Below are 19,586 nucleotides of genomic sequence, written 5' to 3'. Positions count from 1 at the left end.
ATGGCGGTTCAAGCTGGATCGAGGCGGCAGATGACAGAGACGGCGGAGGCACGCCTGAAACGGATGGCGATGCGGAGCTGGCGGCGGGGGACCAAGGAGATGGACCTCATCCTCGGCCCCTGGGCCGATGCGCATCTGGCAACGCTGGATGAGGGGCGGCTTGCGACCTATGAGCTTCTCCTCGCCGAGAATGATCAGGACCTGATGGCCTGGATCTTCGGGCAGGCCCGCCCGCCCGCGCGGATCGCGGCCCTGCTGGATGAGATCGCGGCCTATGCGCGGGCGCGGCTGACGGCGCAGGGCTGAGGCCGCTTTACCGGATATTGGGATTTTCGCGCGAATCTCCCTTCCGTGACAGCGTTGCGGAGGGTTGCGATGACGGTGCAGGAAACGGTGCTGGACGGGTCGGATCGGGCCTTCCTTGTTGGCTATCTTGACATGCTCGGGCTGGTGGAGCGGCTGCATCGCCTGCTGCTCGACGTGATCAAGGATGAGTTCGAACGGCTTGGCATTGCCGAGGTAAACCCGGTGCAGGGCCTGTTGCTGTTCAATATCGGCGAGAATGAGGTGAGCGCGGGGGAATTGAAGTCGCGCGGCTTCTATCAGGGGTCGAATGTCAGCTACAATCTGAAGAAACTGGTCGAGGCGGGCTATATGCACCATCAGCGGTCCGAGGTGGATCGGCGATCCGTGCGGGTCAAGCTGACGGACAAGGGGCGGCGGCTGCGCGCGACGATTGCGGATCTCTTCGCCCGCCATGCCGCGCTGATGCAGCGGCGCGGGGTGCTGGATCTGTCGGGCATGGATCAGATCGGGCAGGGCCTGCGGCGCACGGAACGGCTGTGGATGGATCAGATCCGCTACATCTACTGAGGCTGGTCTTCAGCGCCGCCACAGATGGGCATGGCCGGCAAGGGCACCTTGCAGCTTGGCCAGCAGGCGGTTGGCGCGGCCGGGATGCGGGATCGGGCCATGGGCGAGCCGGTCCAGCGCCACTTCGGGCGGGCAGGGGCGACGGGTGACCGGGTCGAAATAGCGCGGATAGGCGATCAGCGCCGCATGGACCAGCGCCGCCAGCGTCGGGCGCGGTTGCAGGCTGCCATCCGGGCGGCGCAGGCGGCGCGGTGGAACCGGGCCAAGGTCGCGGGTCAGCCCCCAACCGGCATAGAAGGGCGCGCCCAGCGTGGTGACGGGCTTGCCCCGCAAGAGCGCCTCGAAGCCAAGGGTCGAGGTGATCGTCCAGACCTCATCACAGGCGGCAATCAGGGCGATGGGATCGGCGTGGAGGAGGGTCATATCGGCCAGACCGGCCAGTTCATCGGCAGGGATCGCCCCGGGGCGCAGCCCTGCCTCCACGTCCGGGTGCGGCTTGTAAAGGATCACCGCATCCGGATTGGCCCTGCGGACGGCCTCCAGCAGGGCGCGGTTCGTGCGGGTCTCTCCGGCACCGAGGCGGATCGAGGCGTCATCCTCCACCTGGCCCGGCACAAGCAGGCGGCGGCCTTGCGGCAGATCGGGCAGCGGCGCGGCGGGCAGATTGTATTTCGACAGGTTCAGCGCCGTGAGGCGGGCAATCAGCCGCTCCGCCCGCGCTGCGCCGCCGGGGGGCAGGGGCGCGAGGATCATCCGCTCGAGTCGGCTGTCGCGGGTCGGATCGAAATAGAGCCCCAGGTCATCGGTCACCAGCGACAGGGGGGGGATCAGATCGGCCCCCAGCCCGCGCGACCGCAGAAAGCCATCCTCGACCCGGATCAGCCCGGGCAGATCGGGCGGCGCGGCCCCCCAGGCGATCAGGCGGCGGCCGCTGCGTTCGGCTATGGTCTGCGCCTCTTCGGCTGATGTCGCAAAGATCACCGGGCGCTCCCGCCCGAAGACCTGCTGTAGGGGGCGGCGCTTCCACAGCCGCATGTTCAGCGCGACATGCCCGTGACGGTCGGCCCGCCATGCCCGCACATCTGCCTCAAGCTGATCGACGGCCTCCTCGAAACTGCACAGGCGATCCCGGCAGGGATCATGCCATGTCGGCGCAAGGATCATCGCGGCGGCGAAGAGCTGCGCCTTGGTCAGGCTGCGCCTGCGCCGCGGGAGCGCCTGTTCATCGCTGCTCAGCCCCCAGCCCGCATAGAAGGGCTGGCCGAAGACGCGGGGGCGATGACCCGCAAGGATCGCCTCGAACCCCATCTGCGACGACACGGTATAGACGGCGATGGCCCCGTCCAGCAGCTTCCAGGGCGAGACGGGATCAAAGAACAGCGTCACGCCGGGCGGAAGGCTGGCGGGGTCGAAATGCCCGGGGCGCAGGCCTGCCTGCGTTTCGGGATGGGTCTTGATCAGGATGCGCGCGGTCGGATGTTCCTCGCGCGCCATGGCAAGCATCGCCGGAAAGCTGGCCTCCGAGGCCCCGGAATACCGGATCGACGCATCGCCGCGAGTCTGGTCCACCAGCAGCACATAGCCTGCGGCGGGCGCAGGCAGGTCTGGATCGTGAATATTGTATTTTGACAAGTCACTGGCGATCAGACGGGCAATTCCGTCCCTTGCCCGCATCAACAGGTTCGAATCGTCCAAGCCATCGGTGGCGATGATCCGCTCGATCAGCGACGGGCAACTGCCGTCGAAATGCACCCCGACCGGATCGACCAGCAGGCCCAGCGGGCCATTCCCGCGCCCGCCCTGACGCCCGGGACGGAGCGAGCGGAGAAAGGCGTCCTCCACCCGGATCAGCGGCGCGCCCGCACGGGCCGCCGCCCTTTCGCCGCGCCACGCTACGGGGGACCGGCCCCAGACGACCACCCCTTCGCCGGGACGGGGCAAACCGGGGCGCAGTTCGTGACCTGCGGCGGCCAGGATGCGCCGCAGATCGCGGTTCAGAAAACCGCCATTCAGGAAACGCAACCGCCGGGGAATGGCCCCGGCGGTGCTGTCGGTCTGATCCGGCATGGCCGCGTCAGTTCGCCCCGGTCGCGCTGGCAAGCGAATCCGCGGCCCCCGCGGCCCCGGTGAGGGCGCCGATGGTCTTCTGCCACTGCACATAGGGCGCTTCGGTCACATAGACGGTGTCGCCGTCGCGGATCAGGAAATCGCGCGCCTCGAACATGCCCGTGGGCTGGGTGAGGTCGAGCACGTAGATCATCCGCTGCGCCCCGACCAGATCCTCGCGGCCCAGCACGACATTGGCCACCTCCGCCGCCTCGTTGCGCAGCACGAAGACGCCGGTCGGATCGGCAAGGTTGGTGTTCAGCCCGCCGACAATCGCCAGGGCCTCGATGGCAGACAGGTTCTGCGTCTCGAAGGGCACGCGGCTCTGCGCCCCGGTCGCGCCCATGGCGACGAAGGCGCGGGTGTCCTCTTCGATCACGATATGATCGCCCGCCCGCAAGGCGATGTCGAGGCGCGGGTCCTCGTAAAGGTCGAGCAGCCAGACCTTGCCGGTATGGCCGTTGCGGGTCACCCGCACGATGGCGGTTTCCGGGTCGATGGACACACCGCCCGCCCGCGCCACCATGGCCGAAAGCGTGCGCGTGGGCCGTTCGATCGGATAGACCCCCTGCGACCCTGCCGCGCCCGAGATGGTGACGGTAGAACCGTCACCAGCAACGCGCTGCACGATGACCTGCGGGTCCGGCGTCTGCGGGTCCAGCTTGGTCGCGATCTCGTTGCGCAATTCCTCGGGCGAGGCCCCGGCGGCGCGGATGCGGCCCGCATAGGGGATGAAGATGAAGCCGTCGCCATCCACCTGCAATTCATTGAGCTGCGAAAGACGCTGCCCCGTATTGCCCAGAAGCGGGTCATCCTTCACGTTTTCATAGACCGTGACGGAAAGCCTGTCGCCTGCGGCGATGGTATCCGATCCGACGCGCCCCGCGCTCAGGAAACTGGACGAGAAGCCCAGCGCCGGGGTGACGGCGGTGGCCTGCGCGACACGGCTGTTGACCGTCACGACAAAGGCATCGCCTTCCCGCAGGACAGAGCCTGCGAAAATCTCGCTCTTGTTCGGGCCGCTGCGCGGCAGACCGCAGCCCGCAACTGCGGCAACAAGAACACAAAGGGCCGCGGCGCGGGCCCCGTCATAAACCGTCATTTTCACTGCTCGGGCTCCTTAAGTGGAGTTTGCCTCAAGTTTTGACGGTAACCCTACAGGAAGACAGGCCGATTTGCCAAACACCTTCTGCGCGCGTCATCCCACAGGGTGCAACTGTTGCCGATGCGCCGCGTTTCCCAGACGCAGGGCATCATAGGGATCGTCGGGCGAAAGCATCATGTCGGTCACCTGCCGCAGCAGTTCCCGCCGCCCGCGCGCCGAATAGAAACCGCCCGGAACCTGCGAGGTTTCCAGCAGATAGCGGCGGTAATCGCGATAGGCCCGCAGGTCCGGCCGGGTGGGGGCGGCGAAGAAATCGGCCAGGGGCTGGGATGAGACGAATTCCGGCTTGGCAAAGACGGCGGCACCAAAGGTGCGCAGCGGCAGGCCGCGCCACAGCACCTGCTGGCCCGCCGTGGAATTCACCGTGACGGCCGAGCGGGCAAGGTTCAGAAGCTGGCCCAGCTTGCCACCCGGAATGTAATGCACGCGGTCCTGCACGCCATGCTGCCGGGCCAGGCGGCGGATTTCGCGGCGCAGCGGCACGCGCCCATCCTCAAGTGGATGCGCCTTGAACACCAGATGGTGATGCTGCGGCGCCCCGGTGGCGAAACCTTCCATCACGATGGCAAGGAATTCGGTCATCGACTGGAACGGGGAATGGGTCCGGAAGCTGGCATCATGTTCCAGTTGCAGCAGCACCAGATGCAGCGGATGGCCGGACTGGCGGATCAGCAGGGTGCGCAGCATCCGCTCCCAGCGGTGCAGCGGTTGCAGCACAAGGCGGCGCAGGTGCAGCTTGGCCTCCTGCCAGACGCTCAGGGCGCGGTGCGGGCGATAGCCCGGATAGGCCCGCGCGCCGATGAAGACGAACCAGTGATAGAGCGCGCCCCAGAAGATATGCTGGCGCATGTCGCCCCAGGAGGTGGGGGCCTCTGGCTGGTCAGAGGGCGAACGCACCAGGGCGGCGCGCATGTCGTCGATCGACAGCCGCATCAGGCGCGAATTGCCGTTCGATCCGCCGCGTTCATAGGTCACCCAATAGGGACGGAGATAGCCTTCCTCGAAGACATGCAGCGTCAGGCCATGGCTATGTGCGGCGGCCACGGCGGCGGCATGGACGGGACGGGTGTCGCCGTAAAGCACGATGTCGGTGATGCCCAGACCGTTGATTAGGGCGTCCAGCCGGGCGGGCCAGCCCTCCAGCGGGTCGCGGAAGGCGATGAAACTGGCGCGGTCCGGCCAGAAGGCCTGATCCCCGCGGTTGAAGCCCACGCGATGCACCTGCGCCCCCGCCGCCCGGAGCATCTGCCCCAGCCGATGAAAGAACGGCCCATGCGGACCCTGAAGAAAAAGGAAGCTGCGGCCTTGGCCGGATACTCGCATCTGGCGCCCCACGGGACGGGCCTCCTTTCCTGCCCCTGACGGGGTTGGGGAAAGATAGGGGTTACTTGTTACAAGGGCCAGCATGACGATGGAGAAGGGCAGAATTAGGGCGACGCGCGATGCATTGCCGAAGGCGGCCCGCGGGGCTAGGTCTTGGGCGGAAGCGGATGAAGGAGAGGCGGGATGTTCACCGGGATCGTCACGGATATCGGCGAGGTGCTGGAGACGGAACGGCGCGGCGATCTGCGCGCCCGCATCGGCACAGGCTATGACGTGGGCGGCATCGACATCGGCGCCTCCATCGCCTGCGATGGCGTCTGCCTGACGGTGATCGCGCTGGGAACCAGCCCGCGCAACTGGTTCGACGTGGAAATCAGCGCCGAAAGCCTGTCGAAGACCAATCTCGACGGCTGGGCGCCGGGCAAGCGGATCAACCTGGAACGCGCGCTGAAGGTGGGCGATGAACTGGGCGGGCATATCGTTTCGGGCCATGTGGACGGGCTGGCCGAGGTGGTGGGTCTGCGCCCCGAGGGGGATTCGCTGCGCGTGACCTTCCGCACGCCCCATGCGCTGGCCGGCTTCATCGCGCCGAAGGGATCGGTCGCGCTGAACGGCACCTCGCTGACGGTGAACGAGGTGGAGGGGGTGGAGTTCGGCATCAACTTCATCCCCCACACCCAGAAGGCGACGACCTGGGGCGAGGTGAAGCTGGGGGATCGCGTCAATCTCGAAGTGGATACGATGGCGCGCTATGTCGCGCGGCTGCGGGAATGGGGCCAATGACGGGACTAGTGACGGGGCGGACCGGATGACGTGGATCGGCCATAACGGCGGGCCGTCACCGGAACCGGGCCAGACATGGCGCCGGCATTGCTGGCAGCAGGCGCGCGAGCGGCTCCTGCCCACGCTGCCGGTGGAAGTGGTGCGGCTGCGGGTGAAGCGGGCGGCGGAACTGGGCCTTGACTACCGGACCTATGCCTCGGTCCGCGCGGCGACGGGGCATGACGTGGTGGCCTTTCTCTTTTCCTCCAATGCGCTGCGCCTGCTGGCGCCCGCGTCTGTCCTGCCTGCGGACCGGGCCGCGAAACTCGCCTCGCTTGCCGATTGCGGCCGGGTGGCCCTGGCCATCCGCCCGCTGACCGTTGCAGATGTGGCGCGGGCCGCCACAGCCCGGGCGGGCGGCCCGCTGCTGGAGGCGGTGCATCCGGCGCCCGATCTGCTGGGTCGCTGGCGCGAGGCGGGCCTGGCGCTGCGCTCCGCCCTGGGGCAGGTGCCGGGGGACCGGGTCATCCTCGTGGGCGAGACGGCGCTGGAGCGGGACTGGTGCGCGGCAGGGCGTCTGGCGGGCTGGATCGCCGCCGACCGCTATTTCGGCGCCTGACAGCCCCCGCATGTCGGCGCACAGGGGCTGTGCGTCGGGTCCGCTCTGGCCTTCGCGCGCAAGCCGCGCTAGGACCGCTGGCAAGAGCTGCCGGAGCGCCTGACCATGAGCGAGACGAAGACCGATTATTCGGATGCGATTTCCTCCGTCGAGGAGATCATCGAGGATGCCCGCAACGGGCGGATGTTCATTCTTGTCGATCACGAGGATCGCGAGAATGAGGGTGATCTTGTGATCCCGGCGCAGATGTGCACGCCGAATGCGATCAACTTCATGGCGACGCATGGGCGCGGGCTCATCTGCCTTGCGCTGACCGCCGCGCGGGTGGATCAGCTCGGTCTGGAACTGATGGACCGCAAGAATTCCTCGCGCCACTCCTCGGCCTTCACCCTGTCGATCGAGGCGGTGGAGGGCATCGCCACCGGCATCTCCGCCGCCGACCGCGCCCGGACCGTGTCGGTCGCCATCGACCCCACGAAGGGCGCGGCGGACATCGCCTCGCCGGGCCATATCTTCCCGCTCCGCGCCCGCGATGGCGGCGTGCTGGTGCGCGCCGGCCATACCGAGGCGGCGGTGGATGTGGCACGGCTGGCGGGGCTGAACCCGTCCGGCGTGATCTGCGAGATCATGAACGATGACGGCACCATGGCGCGGCTGCCCGACCTCATCACCTTCGCGCAGAAGCACGGGCTGAAGATCGGCACCATCTCGGACCTGATCGCCTATCGGCGGCGGCATGACAATCTGGTCAACGAAAAGGCGGTGAAGGCCGTCACCTCCAGCCATGGCGGCGATTGGCTGATGCGCGTCTATTCCGATGAAACGCAGGGGGCGGAACATGTCGTCCTGACCAAGGGCGATCTGACCGGGGCCGAACCGGTGCTGGTGCGCGTCCATGCGCTGAACCCGCTGGAAGATGTGCTGGGCATCGGCGGCGGCGGCGACCTGCCCGCGGCCATGCGCCTGATCGCGGCAGAAGGGCGGGGGGTCGTGGTCCTGCTGCGCGACACCACGATGAAGATGGTCGAAGGCGGCGAACATTCGCCCCAGACCCTGCGCCAATACGGGCTTGGCGCGCAGATCCTGTCGGCGCTTGGCCTGTCCAGGATCACGCTGGTCACCAATTCGGCAGCCCCCCGCGTGGTCGGGCTGGAGGCCTATGGCCTGTCCATCGCGGGCACCCGCCCGATCCGGGAGGCATGATCCATGGCCGCGACTGAAGGTCACTACACCCTGCCGCTTCCGGTCTTCGACAAGCCGGTGAAACTCCTGATCGTGGTCGCGCCCTATTACCGCACCATCGCCGACAACCTGATCGCCGGGGCGCGGGCGATGGCGGCGCGATGCGGGGCCGAGGTCGATCTGGTCGAGGTGCCGGGCGCGCTGGAAGTGCCGACCGCCATCGCCATGGCCGAACGGATGGCGAAATATGACGGCTACGTCGCGCTGGGCTGCGTGATCCGGGGCGAGACGACACATTACGACACGGTCTGCAACGATTCCAGCCGCGCCATCACGCTGCTTGGCCTTCAGGGGGCCTGCATCGGCAACGGCATCCTGACGGTGGAGAACAAGGCCCAGGCCGAAGTGCGCGCCGATCCGGCAGGGCAGGACAAGGGCGGCGGTGCCGCGGCGGCGGCCTTGCATCTGATCGCGCTTTCGCGCAACTGGGCCGGCCAGACCAAGGGGATCGGATTCCGGGCATGACCGCGCCTGACGCAAAGAGAATGAGATCGGCGGCGCGGCTCTATGCCGTGCAGGCCCTGTTCCAGATGGAGAGCAGCGGCCAGACTGTCGAAGCCGTGGTGCGCGAGTTCGAGACGCACCGCTTTGGCGAGGTCTTCGACGATGTCGAGATGGAAGAGGGCGACCCCTCCCATTTCCGCAAGGTCGTGGATGCCGCCGTGAACTGGCAGGCGAAGATCGACCAGATGACCGACCGCGCCCTGGTGGCGAAATGGCCGATCGACCGGATCGACCCGGTGCTGCGCGCCCTGTTCCGCGCCGCAGGGGGCGAGATCGTGGGGATGGACACGCCCCCCAAAGTGGCGATCACCGAATATGTCGATGTCGCCAAGGCCTTCTTCCCCGAGGGCAAGGAAGCGAAATTCGTCAATGCCGTGCTGGACCACATGGCACGCGAGGCCAAACCTGCGGCCTTCTGACGCCTGTTCCGGCAGAAAGGCGCGCAGCGGGGGGCCGGTCGGCCCCCTGCGGCATTTTGGGGCTGGAAGTGGCGCGATCCGGGGCTAGGCTCCGTGTCAGGGAAAGAGGAGTCGCGTCATGCCGAAACTCGTGCGTCTTTACATCCAGAGCATCGCGGTCGGCCTCGCGCTCTCTGTCATCTTCCTTGTCGCGCTGATCGCGCTCGATATCGGCGGGCTGGGCGGGTTGATCCTCGGCTCTTCGACGGGCTACGTGGCGGCCGCCATGCTGATCGTCTTCAACGGGGTGATATTTTCGGGCGCGCAATTCGCCTATGTGATCATGCGGATGGCCGATCCCGAGGATGGCCCGCGCGGCGGGCGCATGATGCGGCTTGAACCGATCCGCCTGCGCGAAACGGCGCCCGCGCCGAAAAGCCAGATCCATCTGCGCCGCACTCGGCGCTGACGGCCTGACCACATTTCCTTGATTTGACACCGCCCCGCTTCGGGGCGACCCGGTGCAAGGCCCTTCCGCGATGCGGGGGGCCTTTTGCTTGGCGGCGCGCAAGGCGCCCGCAATCTTGTTGCACAGGTGATGATGATGGATTTGCAGCTTTTGCGGACTTTTCTGGATGTGATCGACACGGGCTCCTTTGCGGCGGCGGCGGACCGGCTGCATGTCACGCAATCGGCCGTGTCCCTGCGGATCAGCCGGCTGGAAGGACAGTTGGGCCGACCGTTGTTCCAGCGCGGCAAGACGGGCGTGACGCCCACCCCGGCAGGGCGCGAGTTCCGGCGTCACGCGGCGGCCATCCTGCGCAGTTGGGATCAGGCGCGGATGCAGGTCGGCGGGGCCGAGGTGCCCTCCGCCGCGCTTTCCATCGGGGCGGAAGTGTCGCTCTGGTCGCGTCTGGGGTTCCGCTGGCTGGACGCGCTGGCAACGTCCGAGCCGCGCATCGCGCTCCGCAGCGAAGTGGACGGGCCCGAGGCCCTGATGCGGCGGGTGGCCGAAGGAACGTTGCAGGTGGCGCTGACCTATGCCCCGGCGGTGCGGGGCGGGCTGGATTGCGCGGTGCTGATGGAGGATGACCTGATCCTCGTCTCCCCCTGGGAAGACGCCCAGATCGCCGATCTGAAGGGGCGCTATGTGCTGGCTGACTGGGGGCAGGATTTCCTGCGCTTCCACGAAAGCGCCCTGCCGGACCTGCCCGTCCCCGATGTGCAGATGGCCGTCGGCACGCTGATCCTGCGCTATATCGCGGCGCGGCCGCTTGCGGCCTATGTTCCGGCCCGCGCGGTGCACAGCTATGTGGCGGCGGGCCAGCTTTTCCCGGTGACGGACGCGCCGAGTTTCGCGCAAGAGATCTGGGCAGTGTGGCGCAATGACATCGACCCGGCCCTGCGGCAGACCGCGCAGATGGCGCTTGAGGCGACCGTAGCCCAGGCCCAGGCCGATGTGGCAGAGCTGATCGGGGATCTCTGATCCCCGGTCAAGCCAATGAAATCAATGGATTTTACTTCCTCCGCTGGCTTCGGCTAGGCTTGGTGGCGGTGTCCGTCAAGGGGCAGGGGATACGAGTAATTCTTGGGTCCGCCTTGAGAATCTTTAAAATTTTCTCAGAAATTCAATCGCTTATGTCCAGTCCCGTGGAAAGCGGGCGGCCCGGTGGCCGCCTTTCAGGAAAGGACATGACATGACGACCATGACCAGAACGACGGCGGCTTCCCTGCTGGCGATGATGCTGGCGGCCCCCGTGATGGCGCAGACCACGATCACCGGGGTGCGCGACGTGAATGACCGCATCGACGATATCAACGAGGTGGTGGACGAGGATTTCGCCCGCTCCGAAGACGCCGCGCGCTTCGGCAATCCCGAAACGCGGCCGGGTCTGACCGGCAGCGCCTCGATTGGCTATTCCGGCAAGACCGGGAACAACGAAAGCCAGGAGCTTTCGGCCGGGGTGCGCCTGTCCTACACGCAGGGCAATTTCGTCCAGACGCTCGGCGCGGCCCTCGACTTTGCCGAAGATCAGGACCGCAAGACGAAGGAAGACATCCTCGCCGTCTATGACGCCAACCTCTATTTCGACCAAAGCCTTTACGGCTTCGTTCTGGCGCGGATCGAGGCGGATGGGCTGGCAAACACGGCAGGTGACGTGCGACGTGACGCGTTTCTGGGCTTCGGTCCGGGCTATCGGGTCATCAACACGCCCGACATGACCTGGCGCCTTCAGGCCGGTATCGGGGTCAGCTATCTGGAAGACGGCCTGCGCAATTCGGTGACCGAGACGGGCTATCTCGCCGCCTCGCGCTTCTACTACCGGATCAATGACGGCATCTTCCTGACCAATGACACCGATATCCTGTCATCGGATGCCGCGCTGCGGGTGAACAACGACCTTGGCGTGAATTTCCGGGTGACGGATGCCGTCTCCACCCGGATCAGCTATGTCACCGAATACAATGACAGCCGCGCCATCCGCAGCGACAACAAGCTGGGCGTGTCGCTGGTCTTCGGTTTCTGACCGTCACCGCTTGCCAGTGAACCGGGGGGCGTGCCACGGCGCGCCCCCTTTGCATCGTTCCGTGTCAGGCAGGTGGCGGGCCCGCAGCGACCGTGGATGGCATGGTTTCCCGAGAGCCAGAGGTCTCAGGTGGGCGCCAGGTAGCAGGACCAGGATCCTGCCAGAGCCAGCCCCCATTCGTTTGCTTATCGGCCACTGGAAAAGAGCCTCGCACGCGAAGAGCAGCACCCGCCGCCTCCCGAGATAGGGCGCGGCGTCCCGGGGCGCAAGGCTGATCTGCGGCGGGGTCCGGCAGGGCAGGGAGCGGGGGCTTGCAGGATGTTCACGATTGGTTCATGTTTCCGGCATGGGCCAGCCCGTTGATCCCCTTCCCCAGATGCCCGGCCAGCGCCTCGCGCGCGGGGTCTGCCGCGCCTTGCGGGCGCTGGATTTCGTCACGGTGGAAGAGATGATCCCTGCGCCGGGGCTGCGGGTGGATGTGATGGCGCTGGGTCCGAAGGGCGAACTCTGGGTGATCGAATGCAAATCCGGCCGCGCGGATTTCGCGGCGGATCGCAAATGGCAGGGCTATCTCGACTGGTGCGACCGGTTCTTCTGGGCGGTGGATGCCGAGTTTCCGGTCGATATGCTGCCGGACCAGACGGGGCTGATCCTCGCCGATGCCTATGACGCCGAAATCCTGCGGATGGGGCCGGAAACGGCCCTCGCCCCGGCACGGCGCAAGGTCATGGTGCAGAAATTCGCCCGCCATGCGGCGCTGCGGCTTCAGGCCGTCCGCGATCCCGGCGCCCTGATCGCGGGCTGGTAGCCGGTCATCGGCGGCCGGGCTTTCGCGGGGCCGGGCTGCCCAGGGTGCGCGCTGCCTCGGCGGCGGCACGCAGTTCCTCGGCGATCTCTTCCGCCTCGTCCGGATCGAAGTCGAGCGGCAGTTCGATGCCACCCTCCGCCTCGACATAGATCCGCACCATGCCCTGATCGGTGGGGCCGATCTGGATGTTGGCGGCGATGTCGCTCTGCTTGTCGATGCCCATGATTGCGTATCCTGTTTCCGATGTGATCTGCCCTAGCGCGGCAAAGGGGGCGAGGCAAGACGGGCCGCATCACGGGCTGCGCGCGGCAGGGCAATCATCCTCTTGCAATCGTCGGGGCAGGGGGGTAAACGGCCCGCGAGTGCCGCCTTAGCTCAGTTGGTTAGAGCACCAGATTGTGGATCTGGGGGTCCCCCGTTCGAGCCGGGGAGGCGGTACCATCTTTTCCCGCAGATGCCAGATGCTGCCTCCTTACTGGGGCCGCGCCGCCAGATGCGCGCCCAGTCGCAGGGCCAGCGCGGCCACCGTCAGCGACGGGTTCACGGCGGCCGAGGTGGGCAGGACCGAGGCATCGGCGATGTAGAGATTGTCGAACTCATGCGCCCGCAGATCGGGCGTCACGACCGAGGTCGCAGGGTCCAGCCCCATCCGTGCCGTGCCGCATTGATGGCTGGGCTTCGACTTGGGAAAGCCCTTGGCCAGAACGATGGGCCAGCCTGCGCGCCGCATCGCCCGTTTCAGCCGCGCCACAAGCAGGTCATGCGCGCGGGTGTTCGTCCGCCGCCAGTCCAGCACCACCTGACCGCCCCGCCACATCACCCGGCTGTCGGGATCGGGCAGGTCCTCCGACATCGCCATGATATGGATCGACCGATCCGCCATCCAGCGGGCCAGCGGCAGGGGCAGCCCCGCCTCGCCCGCCAGAATCGGCCCGGTGATCCGGCCCAGCATCTGCACATTCCCCAAAGGTTCGCCCTCCGGCCCCCCGGTCAGATACCAGTCGTTGAACTGGATGGTCTTCTCATAGACCGTCCGGTTCTGCCGGAACGGGTTCAGCGCGATCATCCCCGTCAGGTTGTGGTTCATGAAGTTGCGCCCCACCTGATCGGACGCGTTGGCCAACCCACGCGGATGCGCCTCGGATGCCGAGGCCAGCAGCAGCGCCGCCGTCATCACCGCTCCGGCACAGAGGCAGACCTGCCCGGCGGTCAGGATGGCAGGGCCGCCCGGCCCCTCCACCTCCACCCCCGTCACCTTGCGCCCCTCCGCCCGTATCCGCGTCACGCGCAGGCCCGTCCGCAGCGTCACATTGGGATGGCGCAGCGCCTCGGCCAGCGCGCAGCTTTCGGCATCCGACTTCGCCCCGGTCGTGTCGGGAAAGGCGTCCCAGGTGGTGGGCGCGCGGGCGAGCCAGGCCTGAAGATCAACCCCCAGCGGCAGCGATGACGGATGCAGCCCCTGCGCGGCAAAGGCCCGGCGCAGGGCGGCGATGTCGGGCTCATCCGGCACTGGCGGGAAAGGGTAGGGGGCCGATCGGGGCGGTTCCGTCGGATCGCCCGCCGCATCGCCGCGCACGCGATACAGCCGCTCTGCCGCGCTGTAGAAGGGCTCCAGTTCCCCATAGGCGAAGGGCCAGCCGGGGGTGATGCCCTCGATATGCCGCAGCGGCCGGAAATCCGCCTCGCGATAGCGCAAGAGCACGGCCCCGTAGAATTTGGTATTGCCGCCCACGCAGGCATAATTGCCGGGGTTGAACGGCTGGCCCGCCGCATCCAGCCAGGTCTCCTTCGGCCGGAAATGGCCGCGCTGGAAGATCGCCGCCGGATCGCGCGCCTCGGCGCTGTCCTCCAGCCTTTCGCCCCGCTCCAGGATCAGGATGCGCCGTTCCGTCGGGGCCAGCGCCGCGGCCAGCGTCGCACCCCCCATGCCGGACCCGATGATGAGGATGTCGGCATCCACGCCGGGGCTGTCCCGCTCAGCCGTCGATCCGCGCCGCCATCAGGGCAATCGCCTGCTGATAGACGGTCGCGGCATTCCATTCCTCGATCACCGCGAAATTCGGCTCGCCCTGCTGATAGCCCGCGCCGGGGCGCCACCCCTTCTGCCGCAGGAAATTGGCGGTCGAGGCCATGGCATCGACGATATCCGTCAGGTCCACGCGCCCATCGCCATTGCCATCCACGCCATAGGTCAGGGCATTGCCCGGCAGGAATTGCGTATGGCCCAGCTCGCCATGTTTCGCCCCCACCGTGGCGGGCGAAATCGCCCCCATATCCACCAGTTTCAGCGCCGCGATCAGATGCGGCGTGAAGAAATCGCTGCGGCGGCAGTCATAGGCCAGCGTCGCGATGGCCGAGACGACATTGGTATCGCCCATGAAATTGCCGAACCCCGTTTCCATCCCGTGAATGGCGATCAGCACGCCCGCCGGCACGCCATATTGCCGCTCCAGCGCGGCGTAGAACTCCGGGTTCTGTGCCTTGCGCTTGCGGCCAAGGTTCACGATGGCATCGGCCCCCCGCACTTCGAGGAACTTTTCCAGACTGTAGCGAAAGCTCTTCTGGTTGCGATCCGCGCCGATCGTGGCCTTGGAATAGCTGGTGTTCATCAGCGCCTCGATCCCCCGGCGCCCCACGCCCGCCGCCTCGGCCTCGGCGGCCATCAGGGGTTTCCAGTCCTCGTACTGCCCCCCGGTATCGGAACATTGCACCGCCGCGGCGGCCGACGGCAGCAGGGCGGCAAGGAGAAGGGCTTTTCCAAAGGCAAAGGGACGCATGAAACACCGTGTCTGGCCTGATTTTCCCCGGCAGGATAGGCAAGATCACCGATCCTGCAAGCTGTCTTGGGGACAGTGGAAAATCTCTGCCGCCCCGCGCCCGTGCCGGTTGTGCGGCCCTGCCGAAAGGCCCGATCAGACGGCCATCTTGGCCAGCAGGGCAAGGATCTGCTCGCGCTCCCGCGCCGTAAGCCCCTTCATCGTCAGGGCCGAAACATCATGCGCCGCCGCCATCTTTTCGGTGATGAAGGCCTCGCCCTCCGGGGTCAGCGACACTTCCAGCCGCCGCAGGTCATTGGTCGATGCCTGCGTCCGCACCAGCCCCTTGTTCCGCAGGCGGGTGACCACGCCATTCGTGGTCGCCGCATCCATCGCCACCAGCCGCCCCAGATGGTTCTGCGACAGCACGCCCAACTCCTTCAGCTTGACCAGCGTGGCGAATTGCGTGGGCGTCACATCCGGAATGGTGGCCGCGAAGATTTCCAGATGGCGCTGGTTCGCAAGGCGCAGGCGAAAGCCGATCTGGTCTTCCAGCACATAGGCTTTTGCGGCGTCCGCGTCCGACATTCCTCAACTCCGGGTGTTTTCGGATACCTGTCACGGATTGCGCGCAAGGTCCAGAAGGTCTCGTCCCCGATCCAGTTCCGCCTGAAAGGCCGCTTCGGAAAGCTCGGGGCCGACATACCAGGTCAGCGTGTCGTAAAGCCCGAGGAAGGACCCCCGGCAGCGCCCCACCAGCGCATCCGCCTCGGGCTCCGACAGGGGCAGACAGCGCGTCAGGGCCTCGGCCACGATCCGGGCCGAAGGCGGATGCGCCAGCAGGACATCGGCAGGCGTCCCGGTTCGCAGCGGCGGGGCTGCGGCGGGCTCTGCCACGCAGTCGATCCGTTCGGAAAGGCGGATGTCGCGGGACGAGGCGGCGGCCTCGATCACAAAGCCCTTCGCCCGCAGCACAAAGCGCCCCTCGGCCGGGTCGAAATGGCAGAAATCGCGGTCGGTCAGGGGGAAGGTCAGGGTGGTGCTTTCCCCGGGTTGAAGATCGACCTTGGCAAAGGCCTTCAACTCGCGCGGCGGGCGGCGCAGCGCCGGATCGAGGGGCCGGATGTAGAGTTGCACGATCTCCTTCCCCCGGCGCGCCCCGCTATTCGTCAGCGTCACCTCCGCCGTGATCCCGCCCCCCCGCGCGATGGCCGCGCCGGACAAGCGCAGCGCCTCATAGCGGAAGGTCGTATAGCTCAGCCCGTGACCAAAGGGATAGCGCACCGGCATCTCGCGCTGGTCATAGCCGCGATAGCCCACGAACACCCCTTCGCCATAGGAATGATGGCCGTTCTCGCCGGGATAGGACAGGAAACCCGGAATATCTCCCATCCGCAGCGGGAAGGTCGTGGTCAGCTTGCCCGACGGGTTCACCGCGCCCGACAGGATGTCGCGCAGTGCCGCGCCCCCGCCCTGACCGGGATAGAAACAGCACAGGATGGCCGAAACCTCCTCTGCCCAGGGCAGGTCCACCGCATCGGGGCAGGTCAGGGTGACGATGACCCGATGCCCCGCCCGGGCAAGGGCGGTGATCACCTCCGACTGGCCGGGGGCAAGGGCCAGCGTGTCGCGGTCCGCCCCTTCGCCTTCGCGGCTCCCTTGATGGCTTGCAAAGACGAGGACGGCGTCCTGACCGGCCGCCGCCTCCAGCATCTCGCCCGCCGTGCCGAAGGGCAGATGGGTGCAGTGGTAGTGCCGCTGCAACGCCTCCAGCGGCTGATCCACCTGCGTCGGCCGCGTGGTCGCCGACCCGGCCCCCTGGATCACCGGATGGATGGCACCTTCCCCGATCACCAGAAGGCGGCAGGGCGCCAGAGGCAGCGTCCCGTCATTTGCCAGCAGGACGATGGACTGCGCGGCGATCTGCCGGGCCAGGTCGTGATGTGCCGCCAGATCGTTCGGCGGCGCGGGCGGCGCCGCCTGCGCCCGTTCGACCAGCCGCGCCATCCGCGCGCAGGCCGCGTCAAGCGCGGCCTCCGGCACCCGCCCCTCCGCCACCGCCGCACTCAGCGCCGCCCGGCGCGGGGCGCTTTCCGGCATGTCCAGATCCGTCCCCGCCAGCAGCGAGGCCGGGCGATCCCGGATCGCGTGCCAGTCCGACAGCACCAGCCCGCGATAGCCCCAGTCCTCGCGCAGCACCGTGGTCAGCAGCCATCCATTCTCGGCGCAGGCCACCCCGTTCAGGGGATTATAGGCGGCCATCACCGTCCAGGGGTCGGCCTTGGCGATGGCCCGCTCGAACCCCGCCAGATAGATTTCCCGCAAGGCGCGCAGGTCCACATCGGAACTTGTGGTCGTCCGGGCGATTTCGGAATTGTTGCAGGCGAAATGCTTCAGGCTGGCGCCCACGCCCTGATCCTGAAGGCCGCGGATCATCGCCGCCGCCAGATCGCCGCTCAGCACCGGGTCCTCGCTGAAATACTCGAAGGCGCGCCCGGCCAGCGGCGTGCGCCGGATGTTGATGCCGGGGCCAAGCAGGATGTTGACCCCCAGCGCCCGCGCCTCGATCCCCAGCGCCGCGCCCAGGCGATAGGCCAGGTCCAGATCCCAGGAACAGGCCGAAAGGCAGGCATTGGGAAAGCAGGTCGCCGGGGCGGTGTCGCCGAACATTCCCGTGTCGCCCCGCGCCACAGCAAGAAAGGCCGCAAGGCCCTGCGCCGCATCGTCGATCTGCGAGGTGGAATAGCGCAGCCCATGCGTCCCGTCCGTCATCACCAGCGCGGGGATTCCCGCGACGGCACGGCTGCGCCACAGGCCCTGCCCGTTCAGGAAGGCCACCTTCTCGTCGCGGGTCAGGGGCGGCAAGGTCATGCCCAGGCCCGCAGGATGTCATCCGTCGCGGCCAGTTCCACCTGACAGGGCAGGCGGCGGGCGATCATGTCCAGCGTCGCCTCGTGCGCGGCCATGTCGGAACTGGTGACGGCATCCCGCGCCAGGATCACGCGCAGCCCCTTGTCCACCGCGCCCAGAAGGCTGGCCAGGACGCAGGCATCGGTTTCCGCCCCCGAAAAGATCACCGTATCCGTGCCCGGCGGCAGCTTCAGCGCCGGAAAGACCGAATAGGTCGTCTTGTCGAGGATGCGCCCATGCGCGGCCAGCGCCTGCAACTCCGGCACAAGGTCCAGGATGCCGCGTTCCAGCCCGGTCACCTGCGGATAGGCGCGGTAAAGACTGCGCCACTGGCCCTTGGCGGCTTCGGGCACGGGCGGTGTCAGAAAGCGCGAATAGATCGCCGCTTCGGGATGGGCCGCGCAGAGCCTGCGGACATTGGGCAGGATCGCGGCGATGGAGGGCACCTGCCAGCCGTGATCCTCGGCGAAAAGCCGCTGCATGTCGATGACCAGATGCAGGGTCCGATGGGACAGAACCTGCATCAGTCGGCCACCGGGATGGCATGGTCGGGCGACCAGCCAAGGCTGATCGTCTCGCCCTCGGGCAGCACCGTCCCGTCGCGGTTCGCCAGGAACAGCTTCAGCTTCGTGCCGTCGCGGGTTTCCAGCAGATAGGACAGCACCGGTCCGGCATAGATCACCGTCACGATCCGCGCCGTAAGCAGGTTGGCCGCGCTTTCCGTCACGGCCATCTTCTCGGGCCGGATGGCAAGGGTCACCGGGCTGCCCTCGGCGGGCAGGGGATGCGCCGTCTGCACCACCGTCCCATCGCCAAGCCGCACCGCGCCTTGCGACACGGTTCCGCTCAGGAAGTTGGAATCGCCCAGGAATTCGGCCGCGAAACGGGTTTCGGGGCGTTCATAGATATCCGCCGGGCGGCCCGCCTGCACGATGCGGCCCTTGTCCAGAATGGCGATGCGGTCCGACAGGGTCAGCGCCTCTTCCTGGTCATGGGTGACAAAGATCGTGGTCAGGCCCGTCTCGCGCTGGATGCGCAGCAGTTCCACCTGCATCTCCTGCCGCAGGCGCCGGTCCAGCGCCGACAGCGGTTCATCCAGCAGCAGCACCGACGGCTTGATGACCAGCGCCCGCGCCAGCGCCACCCGCTGCTGCTGCCCGCCCGAAAGCTGTTTCGGCATCCGGTCGCCGAACCCCGTCAGGCGCACCATCTCCAGCGCCTGACCCACGGCGCGGGCGGCCTCTGCCCCCCGGATTCCCCGCCGTTCCAGGCCGAAGGCCACATTGCGCGCCACCGACATATGCGGGAACAGGGCATAGGACTGGAACATCATCCCGATATTGCGCCCCCAGACGGGGACGTCCGTCACGTCCCGCGCGCCAATGGTCACGCGCCCCTCATCCGGCGTGACAAAGCCCGCAACAATCCGCAGGAGCGTCGTCTTCCCTGATCCCGACGGCCCGAGCAGGCTGGTGAAACTGCCCGGCGCAAAGCTGGTGGTGATGTCGCTCAGGACAGGGACCGTGCCAAAGCGCTTGGCGACGGACTGGATGGCGACATGGGTCACAGGGGCAGTCGCTGGGGCATTCACT

The 19,586-nt window shown here is 67.3% G+C and carries 21 protein-coding genes and 1 tRNA gene; 12 read left to right on the top strand and 10 right to left on the bottom strand.

Annotated features, from left to right (window positions below; translation table 11 throughout):
- The first annotated feature begins 30 nt into the window (after window positions 1-30).
- Both C0V75_RS15440 and C0V75_RS15435 read left to right on the top strand, forming a co-directional pair.
- Window positions 31-306 (top strand): succinate dehydrogenase assembly factor 2, encoded by a 276-nt coding sequence (locus C0V75_RS15440; protein WP_101921865.1) that lies wholly within the window; start codon window positions 31-33, stop codon window positions 304-306.
- A gap of 69 nt (window positions 307-375) precedes the next feature.
- Window positions 376-873 (top strand): MarR family winged helix-turn-helix transcriptional regulator, encoded by a 498-nt coding sequence (locus C0V75_RS15435; protein ID WP_101921864.1) that lies wholly within the window; start codon window positions 376-378, stop codon window positions 871-873.
- Window positions 874-882: 9 nt separating this feature from the next.
- Here C0V75_RS15435 and C0V75_RS15430 read toward each other — a convergent pair whose 3' ends face one another.
- The 3 genes from C0V75_RS15430 to C0V75_RS15420 form a co-directional block, all read right to left on the bottom strand.
- On the bottom strand, window positions 883-2,940 hold the full coding sequence (locus tag C0V75_RS15430; protein ID WP_101921863.1) for a capsular polysaccharide biosynthesis protein: 2,058 nt from the start codon (window positions 2,938-2,940) through the stop codon (window positions 883-885).
- A 7-nt stretch (window positions 2,941-2,947) separates the two neighbouring features.
- Window positions 2,948-4,087 (bottom strand): polysaccharide biosynthesis/export family protein, encoded by a 1,140-nt coding sequence (locus C0V75_RS15425; RefSeq protein ID WP_371410692.1) that lies wholly within the window; start codon window positions 4,085-4,087, stop codon window positions 2,948-2,950.
- A 90-nt stretch (window positions 4,088-4,177) separates the two neighbouring features.
- Entirely contained in the window at window positions 4,178-5,467 is a 1,290-nt protein-coding gene (locus C0V75_RS15420; RefSeq protein ID WP_101921861.1) for a capsule biosynthesis protein, read from the bottom strand.
- Window positions 5,468-5,650: 183 nt separating this feature from the next.
- On the opposite strand from C0V75_RS15420, the gene C0V75_RS15415 reads away from it, so the two are divergent.
- The 9 genes from C0V75_RS15415 (at window position 5,651) to C0V75_RS15375 (ending at window position 12,328) form a co-directional block, all read left to right on the top strand.
- Window positions 5,651-6,250: a riboflavin synthase gene (locus C0V75_RS15415; protein ID WP_101921860.1), complete on the top strand. Its 600-nt coding sequence runs from the start codon at window positions 5,651-5,653 to the stop codon at window positions 6,248-6,250.
- Between the two features lie 25 nt (window positions 6,251-6,275).
- Window positions 6,276-6,848, top strand: a complete 573-nt coding sequence (locus C0V75_RS15410; protein WP_101921859.1) for a hypothetical protein — start codon at window positions 6,276-6,278, stop codon at window positions 6,846-6,848.
- A gap of 105 nt (window positions 6,849-6,953) precedes the next feature.
- Complete coding sequence (gene ribB, locus C0V75_RS15405) at window positions 6,954-8,051, top strand: 3,4-dihydroxy-2-butanone-4-phosphate synthase (protein ID WP_101921858.1); 1,098 nt, start codon at window positions 6,954-6,956, stop codon at window positions 8,049-8,051.
- 3 nt (window positions 8,052-8,054) lie between these two features.
- Window positions 8,055-8,555: a 6,7-dimethyl-8-ribityllumazine synthase gene (locus C0V75_RS15400; protein ID WP_101921857.1), complete on the top strand. Its 501-nt coding sequence runs from the start codon at window positions 8,055-8,057 to the stop codon at window positions 8,553-8,555.
- Between the two features lie 20 nt (window positions 8,556-8,575).
- Window positions 8,576-9,013: a transcription antitermination factor NusB gene (gene nusB, locus C0V75_RS15395; protein WP_101921856.1), complete on the top strand. Its 438-nt coding sequence runs from the start codon at window positions 8,576-8,578 to the stop codon at window positions 9,011-9,013.
- A 118-nt stretch (window positions 9,014-9,131) separates the two neighbouring features.
- A complete protein-coding gene (locus C0V75_RS15390; RefSeq protein ID WP_101921855.1) occupies window positions 9,132-9,461 on the top strand; it encodes a hypothetical protein in 330 nt (109 codons plus the stop codon).
- Window positions 9,462-9,590: 129 nt separating this feature from the next.
- A complete protein-coding gene (locus tag C0V75_RS15385) occupies window positions 9,591-10,478 on the top strand; it encodes a LysR family transcriptional regulator (protein WP_143710437.1) in 888 nt (295 codons plus the stop codon).
- Between the two features lie 211 nt (window positions 10,479-10,689).
- Window positions 10,690-11,520 carry a YdiY family protein gene (locus C0V75_RS15380; RefSeq protein WP_101921853.1) on the top strand — a complete coding sequence of 277 codons (831 nt, stop codon included), beginning with the start codon at window positions 10,690-10,692 and terminating at the stop codon, window positions 11,518-11,520.
- Window positions 11,521-11,866: 346 nt separating this feature from the next.
- The gene (locus C0V75_RS15375) at window positions 11,867-12,328 is read left to right on the top strand and encodes an MmcB family DNA repair protein (protein WP_101921852.1); all 462 of its coding nucleotides are present in this window, start codon (window positions 11,867-11,869) and stop codon (window positions 12,326-12,328) included.
- Window positions 12,329-12,332: 4 nt separating this feature from the next.
- Here C0V75_RS15375 and C0V75_RS15370 read toward each other — a convergent pair whose 3' ends face one another.
- Window positions 12,333-12,551: a DUF6324 family protein gene (locus C0V75_RS15370; protein WP_101921851.1), complete on the bottom strand. Its 219-nt coding sequence runs from the start codon at window positions 12,549-12,551 to the stop codon at window positions 12,333-12,335.
- Window positions 12,552-12,692: 141 nt separating this feature from the next.
- On the opposite strand from C0V75_RS15370, the gene C0V75_RS15365 reads away from it, so the two are divergent.
- A tRNA-His gene (locus tag C0V75_RS15365) sits at window positions 12,693-12,769 on the top strand.
- Window positions 12,770-12,800: 31 nt separating this feature from the next.
- On the opposite strand, the gene C0V75_RS15360 is transcribed toward C0V75_RS15365, so the two are convergent.
- From C0V75_RS15360 to C0V75_RS15335, 6 genes are all read right to left on the bottom strand, one after another.
- Window positions 12,801-14,288 carry an FAD-dependent oxidoreductase gene (locus C0V75_RS15360; protein ID WP_254216500.1) on the bottom strand — a complete coding sequence of 496 codons (1,488 nt, stop codon included), beginning with the start codon at window positions 14,286-14,288 and terminating at the stop codon, window positions 12,801-12,803.
- A 16-nt stretch (window positions 14,289-14,304) separates the two neighbouring features.
- Window positions 14,305-15,105: a lytic transglycosylase domain-containing protein gene (locus tag C0V75_RS15355; protein WP_101921850.1), complete on the bottom strand. Its 801-nt coding sequence runs from the start codon at window positions 15,103-15,105 to the stop codon at window positions 14,305-14,307.
- Between the two features lie 135 nt (window positions 15,106-15,240).
- Window positions 15,241-15,672, bottom strand: a complete 432-nt coding sequence (locus tag C0V75_RS15350; RefSeq protein WP_101921849.1) for a MarR family winged helix-turn-helix transcriptional regulator — start codon at window positions 15,670-15,672, stop codon at window positions 15,241-15,243.
- Window positions 15,673-15,702: 30 nt separating this feature from the next.
- Complete coding sequence (locus tag C0V75_RS15345) at window positions 15,703-17,955, bottom strand: beta-glucosidase (RefSeq protein ID WP_101921848.1); 2,253 nt, start codon at window positions 17,953-17,955, stop codon at window positions 15,703-15,705.
- Window positions 17,952-18,518 (bottom strand): isochorismatase family cysteine hydrolase, encoded by a 567-nt coding sequence (locus C0V75_RS15340; protein WP_101921847.1) that lies wholly within the window; start codon window positions 18,516-18,518, stop codon window positions 17,952-17,954. The genes C0V75_RS15345 and C0V75_RS15340 overlap by 4 nt, the downstream gene beginning before the upstream one ends.
- Window positions 18,518-19,561 carry an ABC transporter ATP-binding protein gene (locus C0V75_RS15335; protein ID WP_101922112.1) on the bottom strand — a complete coding sequence of 348 codons (1,044 nt, stop codon included), beginning with the start codon at window positions 19,559-19,561 and terminating at the stop codon, window positions 18,518-18,520. Before C0V75_RS15335 ends, C0V75_RS15340 begins: the two co-directional genes overlap by 1 nt.
- Window positions 19,562-19,586 lie beyond the last annotated feature (25 nt).

The sequence above is a fragment of the Tabrizicola sp. TH137 genome, assembly GCF_002855575.1.
Lineage (GTDB): Bacteria > Pseudomonadota > Alphaproteobacteria > Rhodobacterales > Rhodobacteraceae > Paragemmobacter.
The sequence above is the reverse complement of the archived record's forward strand: the minus strand, read 5'-3'. Positions and strand labels throughout refer to the sequence as shown.

What these genes read in the sequence shown, in the direction of transcription:
- C0V75_RS15440 (WP_101921865.1), top strand. Translation starts at nt 31, where the DNA reads ATGACAGAGACGGCGGAGGCACGCCTGAAACGGATGGCGATGCGGAGC.
- C0V75_RS15435 (WP_101921864.1), top strand. Translation starts at nt 376, where the DNA reads ATGACGGTGCAGGAAACGGTGCTGGACGGGTCGGATCGGGCCTTCCTT.
- C0V75_RS15430 (WP_101921863.1), bottom strand. Translation starts at nt 2,940, where the DNA reads ATGCCGGATCAGACCGACAGCACCGCCGGGGCCATTCCCCGGCGGTTG.
- C0V75_RS15420 (WP_101921861.1), bottom strand. Translation starts at nt 5,467, where the DNA reads ATGCGAGTATCCGGCCAAGGCCGCAGCTTCCTTTTTCTTCAGGGTCCG.
- C0V75_RS15415 (WP_101921860.1), top strand. Translation starts at nt 5,651, where the DNA reads ATGTTCACCGGGATCGTCACGGATATCGGCGAGGTGCTGGAGACGGAA.
- C0V75_RS15410 (WP_101921859.1), top strand. Translation starts at nt 6,276, where the DNA reads ATGACGTGGATCGGCCATAACGGCGGGCCGTCACCGGAACCGGGCCAG.
- ribB (WP_101921858.1), top strand. Translation starts at nt 6,954, where the DNA reads ATGAGCGAGACGAAGACCGATTATTCGGATGCGATTTCCTCCGTCGAG.
- C0V75_RS15400 (WP_101921857.1), top strand. Translation starts at nt 8,055, where the DNA reads ATGGCCGCGACTGAAGGTCACTACACCCTGCCGCTTCCGGTCTTCGAC.
- nusB (WP_101921856.1), top strand. Translation starts at nt 8,576, where the DNA reads ATGAGATCGGCGGCGCGGCTCTATGCCGTGCAGGCCCTGTTCCAGATG.
- C0V75_RS15390 (WP_101921855.1), top strand. Translation starts at nt 9,132, where the DNA reads ATGCCGAAACTCGTGCGTCTTTACATCCAGAGCATCGCGGTCGGCCTC.
- C0V75_RS15385 (WP_143710437.1), top strand. Translation starts at nt 9,591, where the DNA reads ATGATGATGGATTTGCAGCTTTTGCGGACTTTTCTGGATGTGATCGAC.
- C0V75_RS15380 (WP_101921853.1), top strand. Translation starts at nt 10,690, where the DNA reads ATGACGACCATGACCAGAACGACGGCGGCTTCCCTGCTGGCGATGATG.
- C0V75_RS15375 (WP_101921852.1), top strand. Translation starts at nt 11,867, where the DNA reads ATGGGCCAGCCCGTTGATCCCCTTCCCCAGATGCCCGGCCAGCGCCTC.
- C0V75_RS15370 (WP_101921851.1), bottom strand. Translation starts at nt 12,551, where the DNA reads ATGGGCATCGACAAGCAGAGCGACATCGCCGCCAACATCCAGATCGGC.
- C0V75_RS15355 (WP_101921850.1), bottom strand. Translation starts at nt 15,105, where the DNA reads ATGCGTCCCTTTGCCTTTGGAAAAGCCCTTCTCCTTGCCGCCCTGCTG.
- C0V75_RS15350 (WP_101921849.1), bottom strand. Translation starts at nt 15,672, where the DNA reads ATGTCGGACGCGGACGCCGCAAAAGCCTATGTGCTGGAAGACCAGATC.
- C0V75_RS15345 (WP_101921848.1), bottom strand. Translation starts at nt 17,955, where the DNA reads ATGACCTTGCCGCCCCTGACCCGCGACGAGAAGGTGGCCTTCCTGAAC.
- C0V75_RS15340 (WP_101921847.1), bottom strand. Translation starts at nt 18,518, where the DNA reads ATGCAGGTTCTGTCCCATCGGACCCTGCATCTGGTCATCGACATGCAG.